Origin of the sequence: Thermococcus alcaliphilus (assembly GCF_024054535.1) — an archaeon.
Classification (GTDB): Archaea; Methanobacteriota_B; Thermococci; order Thermococcales; family Thermococcaceae; genus Thermococcus_A; species Thermococcus_A alcaliphilus.
On record NZ_JAMXLV010000020.1, the window covers coordinates 95,437 to 110,908 of the forward strand.

Consider the following 15,472-nt stretch of genomic DNA (forward strand, 5'->3'; position numbering starts at 1 on the left):
CAAAAAATTAAAAATCACTTGAGCCTGATGGCGTCAAGGTTATTCGGGGCTCTTGTAGAAAGACCAAACTTCTTGTGGATGCTTGAAGCCAAGTCAAGGCACTTTTGAGGTTCTCCGTGAACTGTTATTACCCTTTCTGGCCTTGGCTTTACCCTCGCCACATAGCTCATTAACTCCCTTCTATCGGCGTGACCTGAAAATCCATCTATCATGTGGATTTCCATGTTTACTTGAATAACTTCCGTCTTTCCACCTTCACCGACTGTTGGTATTTCCCTCAAGCCTCTTTGAACCTGTCTTCCCAAAGTCCCTTCTGCCTGGTAGCTTACGAATATTAGGGAGTTCCTAGGATCGGGGGCAAGATGCTTAAAGTACTCCACGCTAGGTCCACCAACCAACATACCAGAGGAAGCTATGATTATTGCTGGTTCTTCACTCTCTATTATGTCCTTCCTTTCGTTTGCATTTGCGACCGGTTTGAATATCTCGTTTAAGAACGGATTATAGCCTTCGTGGAATATCTGATTTCTGAGGTTCTTGCTTAAATATTCGGGATATGCCGTATGGATTGCCGTCGCCTCCCATATCATGCCATCCAAATATATTGGAACGTCCAAGCCCCCTACCCTCGCATAATCTTCAAGGGCTATCATTATCTCTTGAGCCCTTCCAACGGCCATTGCAGGGATGAGGACCTTTCCTTTGCGCTTGATCGTCTGAAGAATAACCTCTATAAGCCGTTTTTCAGCCTCTTCTCTCGGCATCTGGTAATCTCTGCTTCCTCCATAAGTTGATTCCATTATTAGAGTCTCAAGTCTTGGGAACTTTGCATTTGCTGGCTCAAAGAGCCTTGTCGGAATGAACTTAAAGTCTCCAGTGACAGCTATGTTGTGGAGACCGTTTCCAACGTGAAGGTGAACTATTGAAGAGCCCAGAATGTGACCCGCATTGTGCAGGGTAAGTCTCAAATCTGGCGAGATGTCTCTAACTTCTCCATAATCAAGGGTTATTGTGTGCTTAACGACCTCTTTTATGTCTCTCATTCTGTAAAGCGGATCAATACCGTTGCTCTGCTGTATTTCAATGAAGTCCTTTTGAAGAAGAACCATTAAATCTCTCGTAGGCGGAGTTGCATAAATGGGGCCATCAAATAGGTTGTACCTGAAGAGGTAAGGCAACAAACCAGAGTGGTCAAGGTGTGCGTGGGTAATTATTATCGCATCCAAAAGTCCTTCTTTAAGAACGTAAGTAAATTCTGGAGCATCAAAGTGCGGGAATCCCTTCTTGGGGTCATTCAACGCCGCAACGTTAACACCAAAGTCAACCAGCACAAAACTCTCATTTGTTTGGAGCAAGAGGGCACTTCTTCCAACTTCTCTGAATCCTCCAAGCCCCGTTATCCTTATCCAGTCACTCTTAAGTTCCGGCTTCCTATAGATGTTTCTCCCAACCTGTCTCAGGAATTTTCTCCTATCTTTACTCTCAGACTGCAAAATCCCCCTAATAGAGTATATGGTCTGGGATTGCAAAGGCGGTGTTCTAACGACTTTTGGCGCCCAGTAAACTTTTTGGGTTATCTCCCTAAGTGTCTCTCCATTCTTTCCAATTACAAGTCCAGGCTTTTTAGCTTCAATTATTACCTCACCAACAGAAGGATCGAAACTTATATTCGTTATTTCCGCTTCTGGCGGAACTATCTGCTTAATTAACTCCTCAGCCTTTTCAGGGGGAAGAAGAACATCTGGATCCGGCCTCACACTAATTCTCTTCTTGAGAACCTTTGCAAGGTTTTTTATAAGATCTCCATCCTGCATTACAACTTCAGGGTTTTTCACGTAAATAACCAGCTCCGGTCCCTCAAATTCAACTTCAGTTATCTTGGCTTCCTTAGGCACCATTTGGTTAATAATCTCTCTAATTTCCTTTAGAACTTCATCAACGTTTGTTTCTCTTTTTATCACACCAATCACCCCTAGAATCAAAGCTTCTTAATGATCTTCTCGACTTCTTCTTTAGAAAGCTCGCTATAGCCCTCTTTTGTAATAACAACAACCATTATACCATCTCCAGTAAAGACATCCCTTTTTATTGCGGTATTTATAGCCTTTATGGCCAATTTAACGCCTTTTTTAACAGTCATTTTTTCATCGTATTCGTTATCCAAAACAGAGTAAGCAAACTCCATACCAGAACCTGCAGAAACATATTTATCTTCAGTAATTCCTCCAGCCATATCAATTGAATAAAGACCTGGCTTCTCATCGTAACCTCCTACTAAAAACCAGCCAAAATAGGGGAAGTACCTTCTTCCACTTAAGATGTTAGAAGTCAGCGTTGCCAATGCCTTTGTGCTCATCTCCCTGCCAACTCTCGCTCTGTAAAGCTTTGCTTCTGCCCTCAAAAGCCTTACAAGGCTCAGTATGTCTCCTACACTTCCAGCTCCTGCTAGTGCCAGATGGTCGTCTATTTGGAATATCTTGCTAACTCCTTTGGATAAGACCATGTTGCCCAGTGAAGCCCTCATGTCCGCAGCTAATACTACCCCATCCTTACAAACAATGCCTACTGTTGTTGTCCCTTTAATTTTGTCCAAAGCCAACACCCCTTTAGGATATTCGTTTTGCCTGAGAATAGAAACAAATGTTACAATGGGGGTTTGACTGAGGGAGTATTTAAAGTTTTCGCAAAGCAATATGAGTTGCTCCCTTTCAGATGGGCAGCTAAAAGAAAAAGGTTTTTATTCCATGAATTGTTTTACAATAGTGTAACCCTTAGGAGGTATGATAAAATGGGTGTCGAAAAAGTTCCTAAATACGACATGCCAGTAAAGAAAGTCGAATATGTTTTTATTGAGCTGGAGAAGATGAAACCTCACGAGCAGCTCGTCCAAAAAGAGCTTGAGGCATTTATTGAAAGCGTAACAGGCTCCGGTATTTTCTGGAAGCCAATGCTTTTGGCAAAAGTTCCCGGGGAAGATATGTACCTCATCGTTGATGGTCACCACAGATGGGCGGGCTTAGAGAAACTCGGAGCAAAGAGGGCTCCTTCTGTAATTCTCGACTATTTCAGTGATGATGTTAAAGTATACACCTGGTATCCGGCGTTTAAAGGAGACCTCAACAAGGTTCTGGAAAGATTAAAAGCAGAAGGCCTGGAAATAATTGAGGACGAAGAGGCTGAAGAAAAGGCAGAAAAGGGAGAAATAGCTTTTGCCCTTGTTGGCAAAGAGAAGAGCTTTGCCATTCCAGGAGCACTCGATGAACAGAAGAAGGTCAGCAAAGTGCTTGATGAAATGAGTGTTGAGGGAGAGATAGAGCTTATTTACTATGGTCTCAAAGAAGATGCTAGAGAAGATATGGACAAGGGCGAAATTGACTATGTCTTCATCAGAAAGGCCCCAAGCAAAGAGGAGGTCATGGAACTCGTAAAGAGAGGGGAAGTATATTCTCCAAAGACAACCAGACACGTTCTGCCATTTATCCCGGATAAAATTGACGTAAAGCTTGAGGATCTCTTCTGATGTTCTTCCCTTTTCTTTCTCGTCTTACTAGGACTTTAAGCAACGCTTATATACATCCATGCATAGTTGTAAAAGGGTGCATCTGTCTTGAAAGTCAAGCCGTTTCTTGTTGAAAGATTTATGGGGGAATATGAACACCAAGTAGAGGTAAACATTGCAGAAACGTGTGTGCAGCCCTTCACTCTAAGAGAATTTCTAGAATTTGTAGGTGAACCAGATTTTCTCGAAAAGATCAAAGATTTGAAACTAACTTATGGATACGTTGAGGGACTTCCGGAGCTAAAAGAGGGCTTAAGCAGGTTTTATCAAAACATAAAACCCGAGAACATCTTTATAACACACGGCGCAATAGATGCAAACTTTCAGGTTTTTTACAGCCTCGTTGAGCCCGGAGATATGGTTATCTCTATATTCCCTACCTATCAGCAACTTTATGGTGTGCCAGAATCATTTGGGGCTAAGGTGAAGTTTTGGCATCTCTACGAAGAGAAAAACTGGATGCCCGATCTTGACGAGCTAAACGAACTGGTAGACAAAAATACAAAGCTCATAGTGATAAACAGCCCCAACAATCCAACCGGAGCCCTCTTGGACGAGAAAATGCTGAAAGGAATTGCCGAGATAGCCGAAGATGCAGGGGCTTACGTTCTAAATGATGAATCCTACAGGGGGCTTTACATTGATCCAAAAGATCAGGTACCGTCGATAGTGGATATCTCCGATAGGGCAATAGCAACGAGCTCTTTCTCAAAGCCTCTATCTCTAACGGGTCTACGCCTTGGATGGATAGCCACATCCAGTGAAGAGGTTGCTAAGGAATTAACCCTTCATCGGGATTATACCACGATAAGCATTAGCATTCTCATAGAAAAATTAGCCGCCCTTGCAGTCAAAAATTCGGAAAAAATATACAACCGCAACCTAAAGATACTTCGCACGAACTTTAAGCTCTTGGAGGAATGGATAAAAGAAGAGCCCCTGATAGAGTGGGTTCCTCCCAAAGCTGGCACCGTTGCCTTTTTGAGATACAACCTTGAGATTCCATCGGAAGAACTTGCCATAAGGCTCATAAAAGAAAAGAGTACGTTCCTTGTGCCCGGATCGTGCTTTGGAATAGAGAAGCACCTCAGAATTGGTTACGGGAACCCAACGAAGGTTATGATAGAAGGGCTTAAACGCTTTAAAGAGTTCCTAAGGGCTTTGGAGGCAAGTTAAAGTGATTGATATACTCAAGGAAGTTTTAGAAGCAGAGAAGAGGATTAGAGAGCACATAAGAGAGACTCCCTTGGAATATTCCCCATTTTTAAGCAAGAAAGAAGACACAAACGTTTATTTGAAGCTTGAGAATTTTCAAGTAACGGGGTCGTTTAAAATACGAGGTGTTCTTAACAAATTGCTCTCACTGAGCGAAGAAGAGAAAAGAAAAGGACTTGTTACAGCATCTAGCGGAAACCATGGAGTTGCGTTTGCCTATGCTACCAGCTTCTTAGGTCTTAGAGGAATTGTTTTTCTTCCAGAAAACGCATCCCCTGCAAAAGTTCAAGATATAGGGCAATATGGTGTGGAAATTAGGTTTTATGGAAATGATGTTGTCAAAACAGAGGAATTCGCTAGAAAGTTTGCCGAGAAAAATGGGATGATCTATGTACCTCCCTACAACGACCCAAAAATCATAGGTGGTCAAGGCACTATAGCCCTTGAACTAGAAAGACAGCTTGAAAACATTGACGTTGTTTTAGCCCCTGTTGGCGGAGGAGGCCTTATTTCCGGTATTGCCGGATATCTAAAGGAAAAAACCAAAAACATAGAAGTAATAGGAGTTCAACCAGAGAATTCTGCCGTTATGTATCATTCAATAGAAAAGGGAAAAATCGTTGAAATGGAGTCAAAGCCTACGTTGGCAGACGGCACGGCTGGAGGAGTCGAGAAAGACTCCATAACATTTGAACTCTGCAGGAGATACGTGGACGATTTCATTCTGGTGAATGAAAATAAGATAGCAAAGGCGATTGTTTTAATGCTGGAGAGGCACCACATGCTAATTGAAGGAGCAGCGGCACTTCCAGTTGCAGCCTATCTAAAAGAGTTAGAGCGTTTTAGAGGCAGAAATATCGTTTTGGTTATCAGTGGGTGCAGAATAAGTTTGGACACCCTTAGAAAAGTCTTGGGATGTTGATAGGACAATGCCCTTTCCAAAACTTTTTATCCATCACGCCTTATATTCTTTCAATCGATGATGAAGGATCAACCGACTGAAAGATGAGGAAGTCTAGCCTATCTGAGATGCATCCGGGGGATAAGGATGTTGAAGGCATTGATATTTGACGTTGATGAAACGCTTGTTTATTATGAACACTACAACGATAGGGAATGGTTTGAAAAATGGGGGAAGAGGGAGATAGAAAAACTTGGGATAAGCGTTGACTACGAAACGTACAAAAAAATGGTTAAAGGAGAACTCCCAAGGAGCTGGGTCGAAAAGCTTGGAGTTGATCATGTGGAATTCTGGAAAGCCATAGACAGGGCAAAACTCGACTACAGAAAATGGGCCGCAGAAAGGGGATTAATAAAAGCCTTTCCCGATGTGGATGATTTGGAGAATTTCAAGCAAATAGGCCTAAAGATGGCGGCTGTTAGCAATGCTTCCCAAGATTGCACGGAATTCGTGCTGGAGCTTTATGACTTGAAGAAATATTTTGATGTCATTCTTGGAAAGGACTACAGATATTTGGATGGTGCTAAGCCGAATCCGTATCTAATCAAAAAAGCCCTCGATGCCCTCAGAGTTCTTCCAAGTGAAGCTTTGGTTGTGGGAGACTCTGCATCGGATATCTTAGCAGCCCATGGTGCTGGTGTTAAAGCTGTTCAAGTGATGAGGTTCGGGAAAATAGAGGGGGCAGACTATTACGTGAAAGATTTGAACGAACTTGTACAATTAGTGAGGTCATTAATGGATAAGGATTTATAAAGGAACGACCTAATTTATAATGCCCCTGCGCGAGGACCCACCTAATTAATGAAGGTGGGGGCGATGCGGGGGCAACAGCTCGGCCATAGCGAGGTCCCCACGGGAGAGCATTCCGCGTCACGGAGCCCCATGACCGTGGGTAACCCTGGCCGAGTACACTCTTCTGGCCCGCCTGGGTTAAGCCGCTTGAGATTGCCCTATGGCTTCAATGAGAGCGGTCGTTACGGGCGGGCCACATTTTCTTAGAAAATTTCTAATGGTTTGGATATGGAGATTAGCTCCTCTACAGCTAGTGCTAGCTCTTCCGGGGTTTTAGGATAATATGTACCGATTTCATAGTTTCTTTTAAGACTAGTGATAAGTAAATTTGCGGAGGACTCTATACTCGGCCCTTGATAATTTGCGGTAATCTTGGAATGCAAATTTTGATAATATCGGCACTCAACATCGAGGGGAGTAGTTTTTGATATTCTCTTTATAACATCCCTGTTCTTTTGGGTGTTCCTAACAACAAGAGTTATTTTAGACAAATCTTCATTGATACTGCCTATAAGCATTATTAACTTCTCAACAGTGCCGTTTATCCATGGAGAGACTATTACCGGTTCCTCAGCATCATAAAGGACATCAGCTATTCCAGCATAAATTGTGTAATCACCAGGCATTGTTCGAATTATATCAGAAGACTCAACACGATCTCTAATTACTTCCTTTCCATCTTTTGTCAGTTTTACTTCATTACCTTTCTTGTCTATTAACCCTAAGTCTAAGGAAAGGGGTATGAAAAGAGAACTTACAACAAATTTATTATAAGGTTTTGCAATGTTCCCCCTCTTAAGAACTCCCAACTGATGAAGTATCGATGTCCAGTGTTTCATTTCTCCTCCTAGTTCAGAAGATATAACTCGCATACCTACTGAGCCTTTGTAATCAATGTATTTTAGAAAAACTATCAGAGGGTACCATTTTTTGAAAATCAATCTTAAAATATTCTCTCGATTGCCCTTTAGTTTATCCAACAAATTCTGACCATACGAGCTTAGTTTATATCTGCTTCCAGAACTTTTGACCAAAATCCCCAGATGCCATAATAGTCTAGCGAAGTAATAACCTTCCCTTCCGGTCTTAGCAAATGGATGTTGGCTGTTTTTCTTTAAAAAAGAGTCCATTTCATTAGTGCTCAAAACCTTCTTTGAGTCAATGAAACTAAGAAGTTTCAAAAAGGTGTCTACATCGAACCATGCAATTCCATAGCTGGAAAAATAAACTTTAGCGGCATAATAAAGTCTACTTATCATAAGGCATCATCAGAAAATTAGGAACTTTTCACAAAAATTCTTTTCGGTGATTGGTGGGCCCGCGGGGATTCGAACCCCGGACCTCCACCTTGTCAGGGTGGCGTCATAACCAGTCTAGACCACGGGCCCGCCCTAAAAGTTATGGTGGACCGGCCGGGATTTGAACCCGGGGCCTCCGCCTTGCCAAGGCGGCGCTCATCCCAGGCTGAGCTACCGGCCCACTTCTTCAAGCCAGATACGTATCCTAGAAATGAGTTTAAAAACTTTACGCTAAAGCAACTTTTTAAAGAAAACATAATAACAATAAGTGAGGTGATTCTATGTGGCATCTTTTGTACCCAATGAGAACTTTTTTGATAGTTTCAGGGCAGGAGAATGAACTAAACGTGATGGCGGCTGACTGGTTAACGTATCTCTCCACAAAGCCGCCGATTATCGGAGTATCTATCCACCCAGCCCGTTATACTCATGGCTTAATAAAGAAGTACAAAGAGTTTGTGATCAGCGTTCCCACGATAAACATGCTCAGAGATGTTTTGATCGCCGGAAGGAAAAGCGGTCCAGAAAAGCTCAAGAAAATGAATATAACCTTTATTCCGTCAAAGAAAGTAAAAACGCCAAGCATAAAAGAAGCTGCCGCAAACATTGAATGTAAGGTTATAGAAGAAAAGTCCTACGGCAACTATACTTTCTTTGCCGCGGAGATAGTTAACTTTGTCCAAAACGAAGAGGCTTTCAAAAACAACCAGCCGGACGTAAAATTCGGCTTTATGGCGCATTTAGCCCCCGGAACGAACAAGTTCGTGGTGTTTGATGACAAAATATATGAAATCCCAACCAGAGAGCTTTAATTGATTTAAAAAAGTGAAAGGGCGATCACTTGCCCCCCTTCATTCTCTCCTGCAATTGATAGAGCTCAGCTATCCTCTGTACGGTATCCGCATCTTCCGGTCCCTTATCCTCTCTTAGCGCAACGTATCTCGGGAACCTCAGTGCAAAGCCGCTCTCGTACTTGGGGCTCTTCTGAATTTCCTGATAAGTTACCTCGATCACGATCTTAGGCTCTATTTCAACGAACTTGCCGTGTTCTCTTTTTATCAAGGGCTTAAGCATCTTTGTGAACTCTACTAGGTCTTCATCAGTAAATCCGCTCCCGACTTTACCAACAGGAACGAAGTCTCCCTTTACAGGATCATATGCACCTAAAAGGAACGAGCTCAAGACTCCACTTCTCCTCCCTTCGCCCCATTCCGCGCCTATAATAACTAAATCGAGATTCTCCATTGTTGGCTTAATCTTCAGCCACTTCTTTCCTCTGTTACCGGGTTCGTAAACTGAGTCGAGCCTTTTTGCCATTAGTCCTTCATGACCTAGGTCAAGGGCTCTGTGATAGAACTCCTCAGCCTCTTCTGGATTCTTTGTTATCAAATTCTCAGCGATTTTTATCCATTCGTTTGTGGTCACAATGCCCTCAAGGGTTTTCCTCCTCTCTATGAACTGAACGTCTATCATGCTTTTGCCATCAACGTAGAGAACATCAAAAAGGTTGAGCTCGAGGGGTATTTTTTCAATCATCTCATCTATGTTGTACTTCCTTCTAAATCTCCTCAGCACGTACTGGAACGGTCTCGGTCTTCCTTCCTCTCCAACAGCAACAAGTTCGCCCTCTACGATAACTTTCTCTGGCTTTAGAGACTCTTTAATCCTCTCAACGACCTCTGGGATTGATCTCGTAACGTTTTCAAGACGCCTTGAATAAACGATAACCTTCTCTCCGTCTTTGTGAACCTGAACCCTCGCACCGTCATATTTAATCTCAAACTCTGCCTCTCCACCCATTTCCATTAGAGCCTCTCTAACGTTGGCTGCCATCTGGGCGAGCATCGGCTTAATTGGTTTCCCTACTTGGATTTTTACTTTCGAAAGCCCCTCGTCTCCCTCAAGCTTTGCTACTTTAGCCACAAATCCGAAGTCGCTCGTAAGCATGTAAGCCCTCTCAACAAGCTCAACCTTTACCCTAAACGCCTCTGCTATTGCATCCCTCAGTAGCCCCTCCGCAACTCCCGTCCTCATAGTCCCAAGTATCGTCCTTGCCAAATACTTCCCTTCCTCTGGAGAAGCATCCATGAAGAGATTGGCGAGGTATTTCAGCTTTCTATCTTGACTTCCTTCGCCAGTGGTTTCGGCAACTTTAACTAAAGTGTTATAGACCCTTTTTATTGTAAGCGGCTGGGAGAAAAAGCTTTTTTGCTTCCTCCTTTGAAGAGCGAGTGCAACACTCTCTCCCAAATCTCCAGTATCTTTTACGGAGTTTTCTATTTCCTCGCTGTTTATTCCAGTAGCCATAGAAACGGCTCTTATCAATAACTTCTCACCTACGCCAAGCTCTCTCTCGTCCCAATCTGGAAAGACCTTTCCAAGGATTAAATAGGGAACAATTTCCAACAGCTCTGGGTCTTCAACTTTCTTTAAAAAGTCCGCCACAAATTTTGTCTTAAGGGTCTTTAGGGTTGTTTTTTCAAGTCTTTTATACAGTTCAGCAAGCTCTTTGTATAGCATCAACACCACCATACTGAAGTATCGCATCAAAGGATAAAAAGATTAGTCTCTCTGCATTGGTCTGAACCTCAGGAATTCAAAAAATATCGTTGCCACAAAGCCACCAGCAAATATAAGTGGGAGAGGGTATCCGCTTTTTTCAAAAGCAAATAAGAATGCAAACCCTCCAGCAAACCCGGATGCAAGGAGACCAATTTCTCGCTGGTTGCTTTTGTTCAAGTATATTGCTAAAAGAAGGGAGAGGATTGAAAGGGTAAGATACAACGGGTTCATCTCCCATCCCCCACCCATCTTTCAACACCAGGCCTTTGGGTGTAAACCTCACATATGTGGTACTCGTCTATGGAAAGATCGTTTAAGAGGGATTTCACATTCTCTACCTCATTTTCCTTCAAAAGAGCAAATAAGCTCTTTCCAAGCATGATCATTGATGATGGCAGATGAAGAACCTTATCAATTTCCTTAGCAATTTCCAAGAGCTCACCGGAGAGCAGACCCGTACGCTCAGCAAATCCTCTAGCCTCTTTCATCAAAACATCAACCTTAGGATTTGAGAGAAGTGCGTTAAGAGCTTTCTCTCCCTCTTTCTCAATTAGTCTAATAACGTCGCTGTCAAGCACCTCTCTTGTGGATAGCCTTCCCATCGGCACTGCCAGAACCTTGTATCCTTCGAAAAAGATGTTATCTACTATTCCAATCCCTGGTGCACCGGGTTTTATCCTAATTTCTATCCCTCCATGAATTTGGGCTATAACATCCCCTAACCCGCCTTTGTGAATGACCTCATACTTGTGGGCTATTTGAGCGGCTTGGAGAAAAGTTTTCTCTTTAAAGGCAAAAGCCAAAGAAAGAGCACTCCCTAGAGCCCCACCAGCACTGTTTCCAAAACCATGACCATTTGGAAAGTCAAAATACTGCCAGATTTCAACCTCTCCGATAAAATTCTCCGGAACAATTTCATTAGCGACGGAGTAGCTGATAATGGCATTTTCTTTTTTAACGGGTTCTCCATTAAAAGCAATGTGTATATGCTTCTCTAAGCCTTCTTCCAAGCTTACAAAGACGTTGGTTCCTTTGCTTAAATTTATGCCGGCTCCAAGTGAACCGGCTAAAAGAGGTTCTTCATTGAATTTGGGAACAAAAAAAGCTGTAATGTGTGCAGGAACGAAAGCCCTTATTAGCATTTTCTCACCCCTCTGAACACTTATACATCATGCTTTTAAATGTGAGCCTAAGTCTAAACTGTTAAGGCAAGTGCTGGAATATAATGCCAGAAACCTTTTTTAGATTTTAGGACAAAAAAATTTGAGTAAAATTTGGTGGTACCAATGGACAGATTGTTCGATCGCATAATTGTTAGACCACCTGAAAAAAGCTATGTGAATTGTGTTTCAACAAACCCCGAGCATGAAACCATTGATGTCCGCTTAGCTAAAAAGCAACACAGAGAATATGTTAAAATCCTGAAGGAGTATGGAATAGACGTCATTGAGCTTGAACCTCTTGAAAGCCACCCAGACAGCGTTTTCGTTCAAGATACGGCAGTTGTAGGAGTTAAGTCAAATGTTGCAGTTATCAGCAGGTTTGGGGAGCCAAGCAGAAGAGGGGAAGAAGAGGGCATTAAAGAAGTTCTGGAAAAGGAAGGATTCGAAATAAAGGCTATCAAAGCTCCAGGAACCTTAGAGGGAGGAGACGTTTTAGTAACGGATCACAATATTGTGTTTATCGGACTTTCTCAAAGAACCAACGAAGAGGGGATAAGCCAATTTGCTCGATATTTCCCCCATGTAAAAGTTGTTGCTATTCCAATTACAAAAATATTCCATCTTCTCTCAGGAGTAAGTTATTTAAGAGATAAAACAGTTGCAATATCCCCTCAGGTTGTCGATGTGGATTATTTCAGAGGATTTAAACTTATCACGATACCAGAAGACGAGCTATACGCAAACAATATGCTGTATCTCGGCGACAAAAATGTTCTAATACCCGCGGGATATCCAAAAACTAAAGAAAAATTGAGAAAAGCAGGGTTTAAACCTGTTGAGGTGGATGTTTCCGAGTTTTGGAAAGGAGATGGAGGTGTCACCTGCCTTAGTTCCCCATTTTATACAGTTTTATAACAGCTGATCTCACATTGAAACAGAGTTTTCAAAGAAAAAAGTTCAATTGAAGAAGAAAAAAGATAAAAGAGTTCACTCTTCAACAACGTATATTGGCACTTTTCCGTGCGGAATGCCGTATTTCTTGCCGTACCATTCGCTGAGGACGTACCATGCAGCTACTAAGAGAACTATTCCTATTGGAAGCAAAATTGGCCAGCTGTGGATTCCTATAGCAAAGAGGAGGTAAAGTATTATTCCACTTCCTGCAGCGGTTACTGCATATGGAATTTGAGTATTAACGTGGTCTATGTGGTCACTTCCAGAGAACATTGAACTCATGATTGTTGTATCGCTTATTGGTGAACAGTGGTCACCGAAAATACCGCCTGCAAAGACGGCACCTATTGATGCATACAACACTGGGCCGATTTGCCCACCTGTAATTTGGTATGCCAAGGGAATTGCAATTGGCATTAAAATACCGAATGTTCCCCATGAAGTTCCCGTTGTAAATGATATGAACATTGCAACCAAGAACACTATAAGCGGAACTATACCCGCTGGGATGTTTGCGCTGGTGGCCAAGTTTACTACATAGTCTGCCGTTCCAACAGCGCTTGTGGCGCTCTTGATACTCCACGCAAGGACTAAAATTGCAGTAGCCATCATCATTTGTTTCATACCTTGTACAATTGCCGTCTCAGCCTCTTCAACTGTCATTTGCTTCCTTCCAAGTACTAATACTAGTCCAACAAGCACCATGCTGAATGATCCCCATAGAAGTGCAGTTGCAGCATCAGAATTTGAGAGTACTCCCATTAAGCCCTCTTCTGCATATGTGGCACCTCCACCACCAGTGTACCACATTCCATAGAGTGTTACAAAGACAAGGCTGAAGATGGGTAAGATAAAGTTCCAGACGTCCCCTCCTTCTTTGGGTGCTCCCAAGTCTACTTCGGTTGTCATCAATGGCTTTGCCCCATCACGGAGGACTTTACCTGTTGTTCTAGCCCTATACTCGGCATGAAGCATTGGGCCATAGTGCCTGTGAGTATAAGCGACAATAAGCACCAAGAGTATCGCAAGTATTGAGTAGAACCTGTAGGGAACGCTAGAAAGCCACGCTGCGTATGAACCGAGAGTAATTCCAAGGCTATCAAAGGACTCACCAATAAGCCCTATCTCGTAACCAATCCATGTAGAGACCAATGCCAATCCCGCTACAGGAGCTGCAGTAGAGTCATCGATGTAGGCAAGCATTTCTCTTGAAACTCTTGCTCTATCTGTTATTGGTCTCATTGTGTTACCAACAATGATTGTGTTGGTATAGTCATCAAAGAACACAAGAACACCAAGGAGCCATCCAAGTACTGAAGCTGCTCTGCTGCTGTTCACTCTCTTTGTCAAAGCTCTTGCGATTGCATGAGCGCCTCCTGATTTGTAAATCAATCCAACACCAGCACCGATCAGAAAATCAAAAACCAATATCGTTGCGTTCCAGCTGTCTGTCACATTCTCAATAACCCACTGCCAAGTTGTTATAGTACCCGTTACTGGATTCCATCCGGAGGCCATAACTCCGCCAACCCAAACACCAGCAAATAAAGCGAACAACACTCTTTTGGACCATATAGCCAATATAATAGCTACCAGCGGTGGTAGCAGAGACAGCACTCCAAAGTCCGACACCATTTAACACCTCCATACACATTTTTCGTGAGCTCAAATTTTTCGAACTCTTTATAAGTTTTTCGCAAATATTGTTGTCTCTGTGGTAATTTCCGAATTTTTTTGTATATTTGCCGCGATTTACTGAAATAAATTCGGGGTAAAATGTTGCAGGTTTTTGTTCCTCATTGCATGCCAACGGTACATTGTGTTTAACATTATACAATACTGCTCTCTTACCATAAAAACGTTTTCCTAACGTTTTTTGACGCTTTTTGAAAATCCTCACGAAGGTTATTAGATTAAAGAGAGCAATAGCAAAAAAGAATTCGAAGTGAAATTACAAAGTTAAGATAAGCTCTCCAATGTTTCTTTCAGCTTTTTAAAGTCTTTTTCAAGTTCTTCTCTAAGCTGGGGTTTATAAAGAGCCACCGCTGGATGGTACATTGGCATAATGACAATCTTCCCAAAAAGGGTTCTAGCTTCAAGTACTTTTCCATGCATTTTACTTATGGGCTCGGGCTCAAAGCCAAATTTCTTAAGAATGTAAGCCATTGAATGTCTTCCCAGGGGAACTATGACTTTCGGCCGGATTATGTCTATTTGCTTGTCCAAATATGGAGAACAAGCCTTGATTTCCTCTTCCGTTGGATCTCTATTATTGGGAGGTCGGCACTTTACAACGTTAGTAATATACACCTCCTCCCGCCTAAGCCCAATACTTTCTAAAAGCTCATCAAGCACTTTCCCGGCTCTTCCAACAAAAGGCAAGCCCTTTTGATCTTCCCAGTAACCCGGGGCTTCTCCAACAAACATTATTTTAGCATCATAACTTCCCGAGCCGGGGACTGCGTTTGTCCTTAATTCTCCCAATGGACACTTTTTACAAGCTTTTATCTTTTCTTCAAGCTTTTTCATAGCTTCATTTTTTCCCATGCCTAACACCCAGCCTTTCTTGAGAGAGATAAGCTGTCAAAAGTTCTTTCCATGCCGTGTAGTATCCCTTCTCATAATCATCCCTAAATTCATGCTGGAGTATGCTCTCAAAATGTTCAAGGAGTTTTTGAGCTTTTTCATTGTCCGGATTTCTTACAAGCTGGACTATCAGGGAATCAGTATCATTGTCCTTTAACGCAGATAAAAAGCCATTTATAGCCTTGCTGTATCCCCTACCCCACTCGTCATCTCCCACTATCTTCTCAAGTTTGTCCAGATGAGCTTTCGCCTTGGTGTAGTCCCCCCTCATCAGTGCTCTGAGGAACATTTCCATTCTCATCTCCCGTGCTGGCATTTTTCACCACCATCTTATTTGGGAGTCTTGGTGTTTTTAACCCTTTTCAAGGGATCGCACATGTGA

At 42.5% G+C, this 15,472-nt stretch carries 15 protein-coding genes and 2 tRNA genes; 6 read left to right on the top strand and 11 right to left on the bottom strand.

Translation table 11 applies throughout. The features are described 5' to 3' along the window. Positions 1-14 precede the first annotated feature (14 nt). Both NF859_RS05135 and psmB read right to left on the bottom strand, forming a co-directional pair. The gene (locus NF859_RS05135) at positions 15-1,961 is read right to left on the bottom strand and encodes a beta-CASP ribonuclease aCPSF1 (protein WP_252743303.1); all 1,947 of its coding nucleotides are present in this window, start codon (positions 1,959-1,961) and stop codon (positions 15-17) included. Between the two features lie 17 nt (positions 1,962-1,978). After that, positions 1,979-2,602: an archaeal proteasome endopeptidase complex subunit beta gene (psmB, locus tag NF859_RS05140; RefSeq protein WP_252743304.1), complete on the bottom strand. Its 624-nt coding sequence runs from the start codon at positions 2,600-2,602 to the stop codon at positions 1,979-1,981. 186 nt (positions 2,603-2,788) lie between these two features. Between psmB and serK the strand changes: the two genes are divergently transcribed. From serK to NF859_RS05160, 4 genes are all read left to right on the top strand, one after another. Next, complete coding sequence (gene serK / locus NF859_RS05145) at positions 2,789-3,520, top strand: L-serine kinase SerK (RefSeq protein WP_252743305.1); 732 nt, start codon at positions 2,789-2,791, stop codon at positions 3,518-3,520. An 87-nt stretch (positions 3,521-3,607) separates the two neighbouring features. Further along, positions 3,608-4,735, top strand: a complete 1,128-nt coding sequence (locus NF859_RS05150; protein WP_252743306.1) for an aminotransferase class I/II-fold pyridoxal phosphate-dependent enzyme — start codon at positions 3,608-3,610, stop codon at positions 4,733-4,735. 1 nt (position 4,736) lies between these two features. Continuing rightward, entirely contained in the window at positions 4,737-5,696 is a 960-nt protein-coding gene (locus tag NF859_RS05155) for a threonine/serine dehydratase (RefSeq protein WP_252743307.1), read from the top strand. A 126-nt stretch (positions 5,697-5,822) separates the two neighbouring features. Continuing rightward, a complete protein-coding gene (locus NF859_RS05160; protein ID WP_252743308.1) occupies positions 5,823-6,488 on the top strand; it encodes an HAD family hydrolase in 666 nt (221 codons plus the stop codon). A 242-nt stretch (positions 6,489-6,730) separates the two neighbouring features. Here the strand turns inward: NF859_RS05160 and NF859_RS05165 are convergent, their stop codons facing one another. From NF859_RS05165 to NF859_RS05175, 3 genes are all read right to left on the bottom strand, one after another. Next, positions 6,731-7,786: a hypothetical protein gene (locus tag NF859_RS05165; protein WP_252743309.1), complete on the bottom strand. Its 1,056-nt coding sequence runs from the start codon at positions 7,784-7,786 to the stop codon at positions 6,731-6,733. Positions 7,787-7,837: 51 nt separating this feature from the next. Further along, positions 7,838-7,915: transfer RNA gene (locus NF859_RS05170), tRNA-Val, on the bottom strand. Positions 7,916-7,928: 13 nt separating this feature from the next. Beyond that, positions 7,929-8,006, bottom strand: a tRNA-Ala gene (locus NF859_RS05175). Between the two features lie 100 nt (positions 8,007-8,106). On the opposite strand from NF859_RS05175, the gene NF859_RS05180 reads away from it, so the two are divergent. Then, complete coding sequence (locus NF859_RS05180) at positions 8,107-8,637, top strand: flavin reductase family protein (RefSeq protein WP_252743310.1); 531 nt, start codon at positions 8,107-8,109, stop codon at positions 8,635-8,637. Between the two features lie 25 nt (positions 8,638-8,662). Here NF859_RS05180 and NF859_RS05185 read toward each other — a convergent pair whose 3' ends face one another. From NF859_RS05185 to NF859_RS05195, 3 genes are read right to left on the bottom strand one after another with little or no spacing between them, the layout of a single operon-like run. Next, complete coding sequence (locus NF859_RS05185; RefSeq protein WP_252743521.1) at positions 8,663-10,345, bottom strand: ATP-dependent DNA ligase; 1,683 nt, start codon at positions 10,343-10,345, stop codon at positions 8,663-8,665. A gap of 42 nt (positions 10,346-10,387) precedes the next feature. Beyond that, positions 10,388-10,618, bottom strand: coding sequence for a hypothetical protein (locus NF859_RS05190; protein WP_252743311.1), 231 nt, complete (start codon positions 10,616-10,618; stop codon positions 10,388-10,390). Continuing rightward, positions 10,615-11,529, bottom strand: a complete 915-nt coding sequence (locus NF859_RS05195; RefSeq protein WP_252743312.1) for a pantoate kinase — start codon at positions 11,527-11,529, stop codon at positions 10,615-10,617. The genes NF859_RS05190 and NF859_RS05195 overlap by 4 nt, the downstream gene beginning before the upstream one ends. 144 nt (positions 11,530-11,673) lie before the next feature. Between NF859_RS05195 and NF859_RS05200 the strand changes: the two genes are divergently transcribed. Next, positions 11,674-12,465, top strand: a complete 792-nt coding sequence (locus tag NF859_RS05200) for a dimethylarginine dimethylaminohydrolase family protein (RefSeq protein ID WP_252743313.1) — start codon at positions 11,674-11,676, stop codon at positions 12,463-12,465. 72 nt (positions 12,466-12,537) lie between these two features. Here the strand turns inward: NF859_RS05200 and NF859_RS05205 are convergent, their stop codons facing one another. The 3 genes from NF859_RS05205 to NF859_RS05215 all read right to left on the bottom strand — a co-directional run bounded on the left by NF859_RS05205 (position 12,538) and on the right by NF859_RS05215 (position 15,406). After that, positions 12,538-14,136 carry a Na+/H+ antiporter NhaC family protein gene (locus NF859_RS05205; RefSeq protein ID WP_252743314.1) on the bottom strand — a complete coding sequence of 533 codons (1,599 nt, stop codon included), beginning with the start codon at positions 14,134-14,136 and terminating at the stop codon, positions 12,538-12,540. 327 nt (positions 14,137-14,463) lie between these two features. Next, entirely contained in the window at positions 14,464-15,051 is a 588-nt protein-coding gene (gene udg / locus NF859_RS05210; protein ID WP_087037833.1) for a type-4 uracil-DNA glycosylase, read from the bottom strand. After that, positions 15,038-15,406: a hypothetical protein gene (locus tag NF859_RS05215; protein WP_004068096.1), complete on the bottom strand. Its 369-nt coding sequence runs from the start codon at positions 15,404-15,406 to the stop codon at positions 15,038-15,040. The genes udg and NF859_RS05215 overlap by 14 nt, the downstream gene beginning before the upstream one ends. Between the last annotated feature and the right edge of the window lie 66 nt (positions 15,407-15,472).

Bases quoted from the DNA above. Each gene is read 5' to 3' on its own strand.
- udg (WP_087037833.1), bottom strand. From the start codon at position 15,051: ATGGGAAAAAATGAAGCTATGAAAAAGCTTGAAGAAAAGATAAAAGCT.
- NF859_RS05195 (WP_252743312.1), bottom strand. From the start codon at position 11,529: ATGCTAATAAGGGCTTTCGTTCCTGCACACATTACAGCTTTTTTTGTT.
- NF859_RS05200 (WP_252743313.1), top strand. From the start codon at position 11,674: ATGGACAGATTGTTCGATCGCATAATTGTTAGACCACCTGAAAAAAGC.
- NF859_RS05190 (WP_252743311.1), bottom strand. From the start codon at position 10,618: ATGAACCCGTTGTATCTTACCCTTTCAATCCTCTCCCTTCTTTTAGCA.
- NF859_RS05180 (WP_252743310.1), top strand. From the start codon at position 8,107: ATGTGGCATCTTTTGTACCCAATGAGAACTTTTTTGATAGTTTCAGGG.
- NF859_RS05215 (WP_004068096.1), bottom strand. From the start codon at position 15,406: ATGCCAGCACGGGAGATGAGAATGGAAATGTTCCTCAGAGCACTGATG.
- NF859_RS05165 (WP_252743309.1), bottom strand. From the start codon at position 7,786: ATGATAAGTAGACTTTATTATGCCGCTAAAGTTTATTTTTCCAGCTAT.
- NF859_RS05185 (WP_252743521.1), bottom strand. From the start codon at position 10,345: ATGCTATACAAAGAGCTTGCTGAACTGTATAAAAGACTTGAAAAAACA.
- serK (WP_252743305.1), top strand. From the start codon at position 2,789: ATGGGTGTCGAAAAAGTTCCTAAATACGACATGCCAGTAAAGAAAGTC.
- NF859_RS05160 (WP_252743308.1), top strand. From the start codon at position 5,823: ATGTTGAAGGCATTGATATTTGACGTTGATGAAACGCTTGTTTATTAT.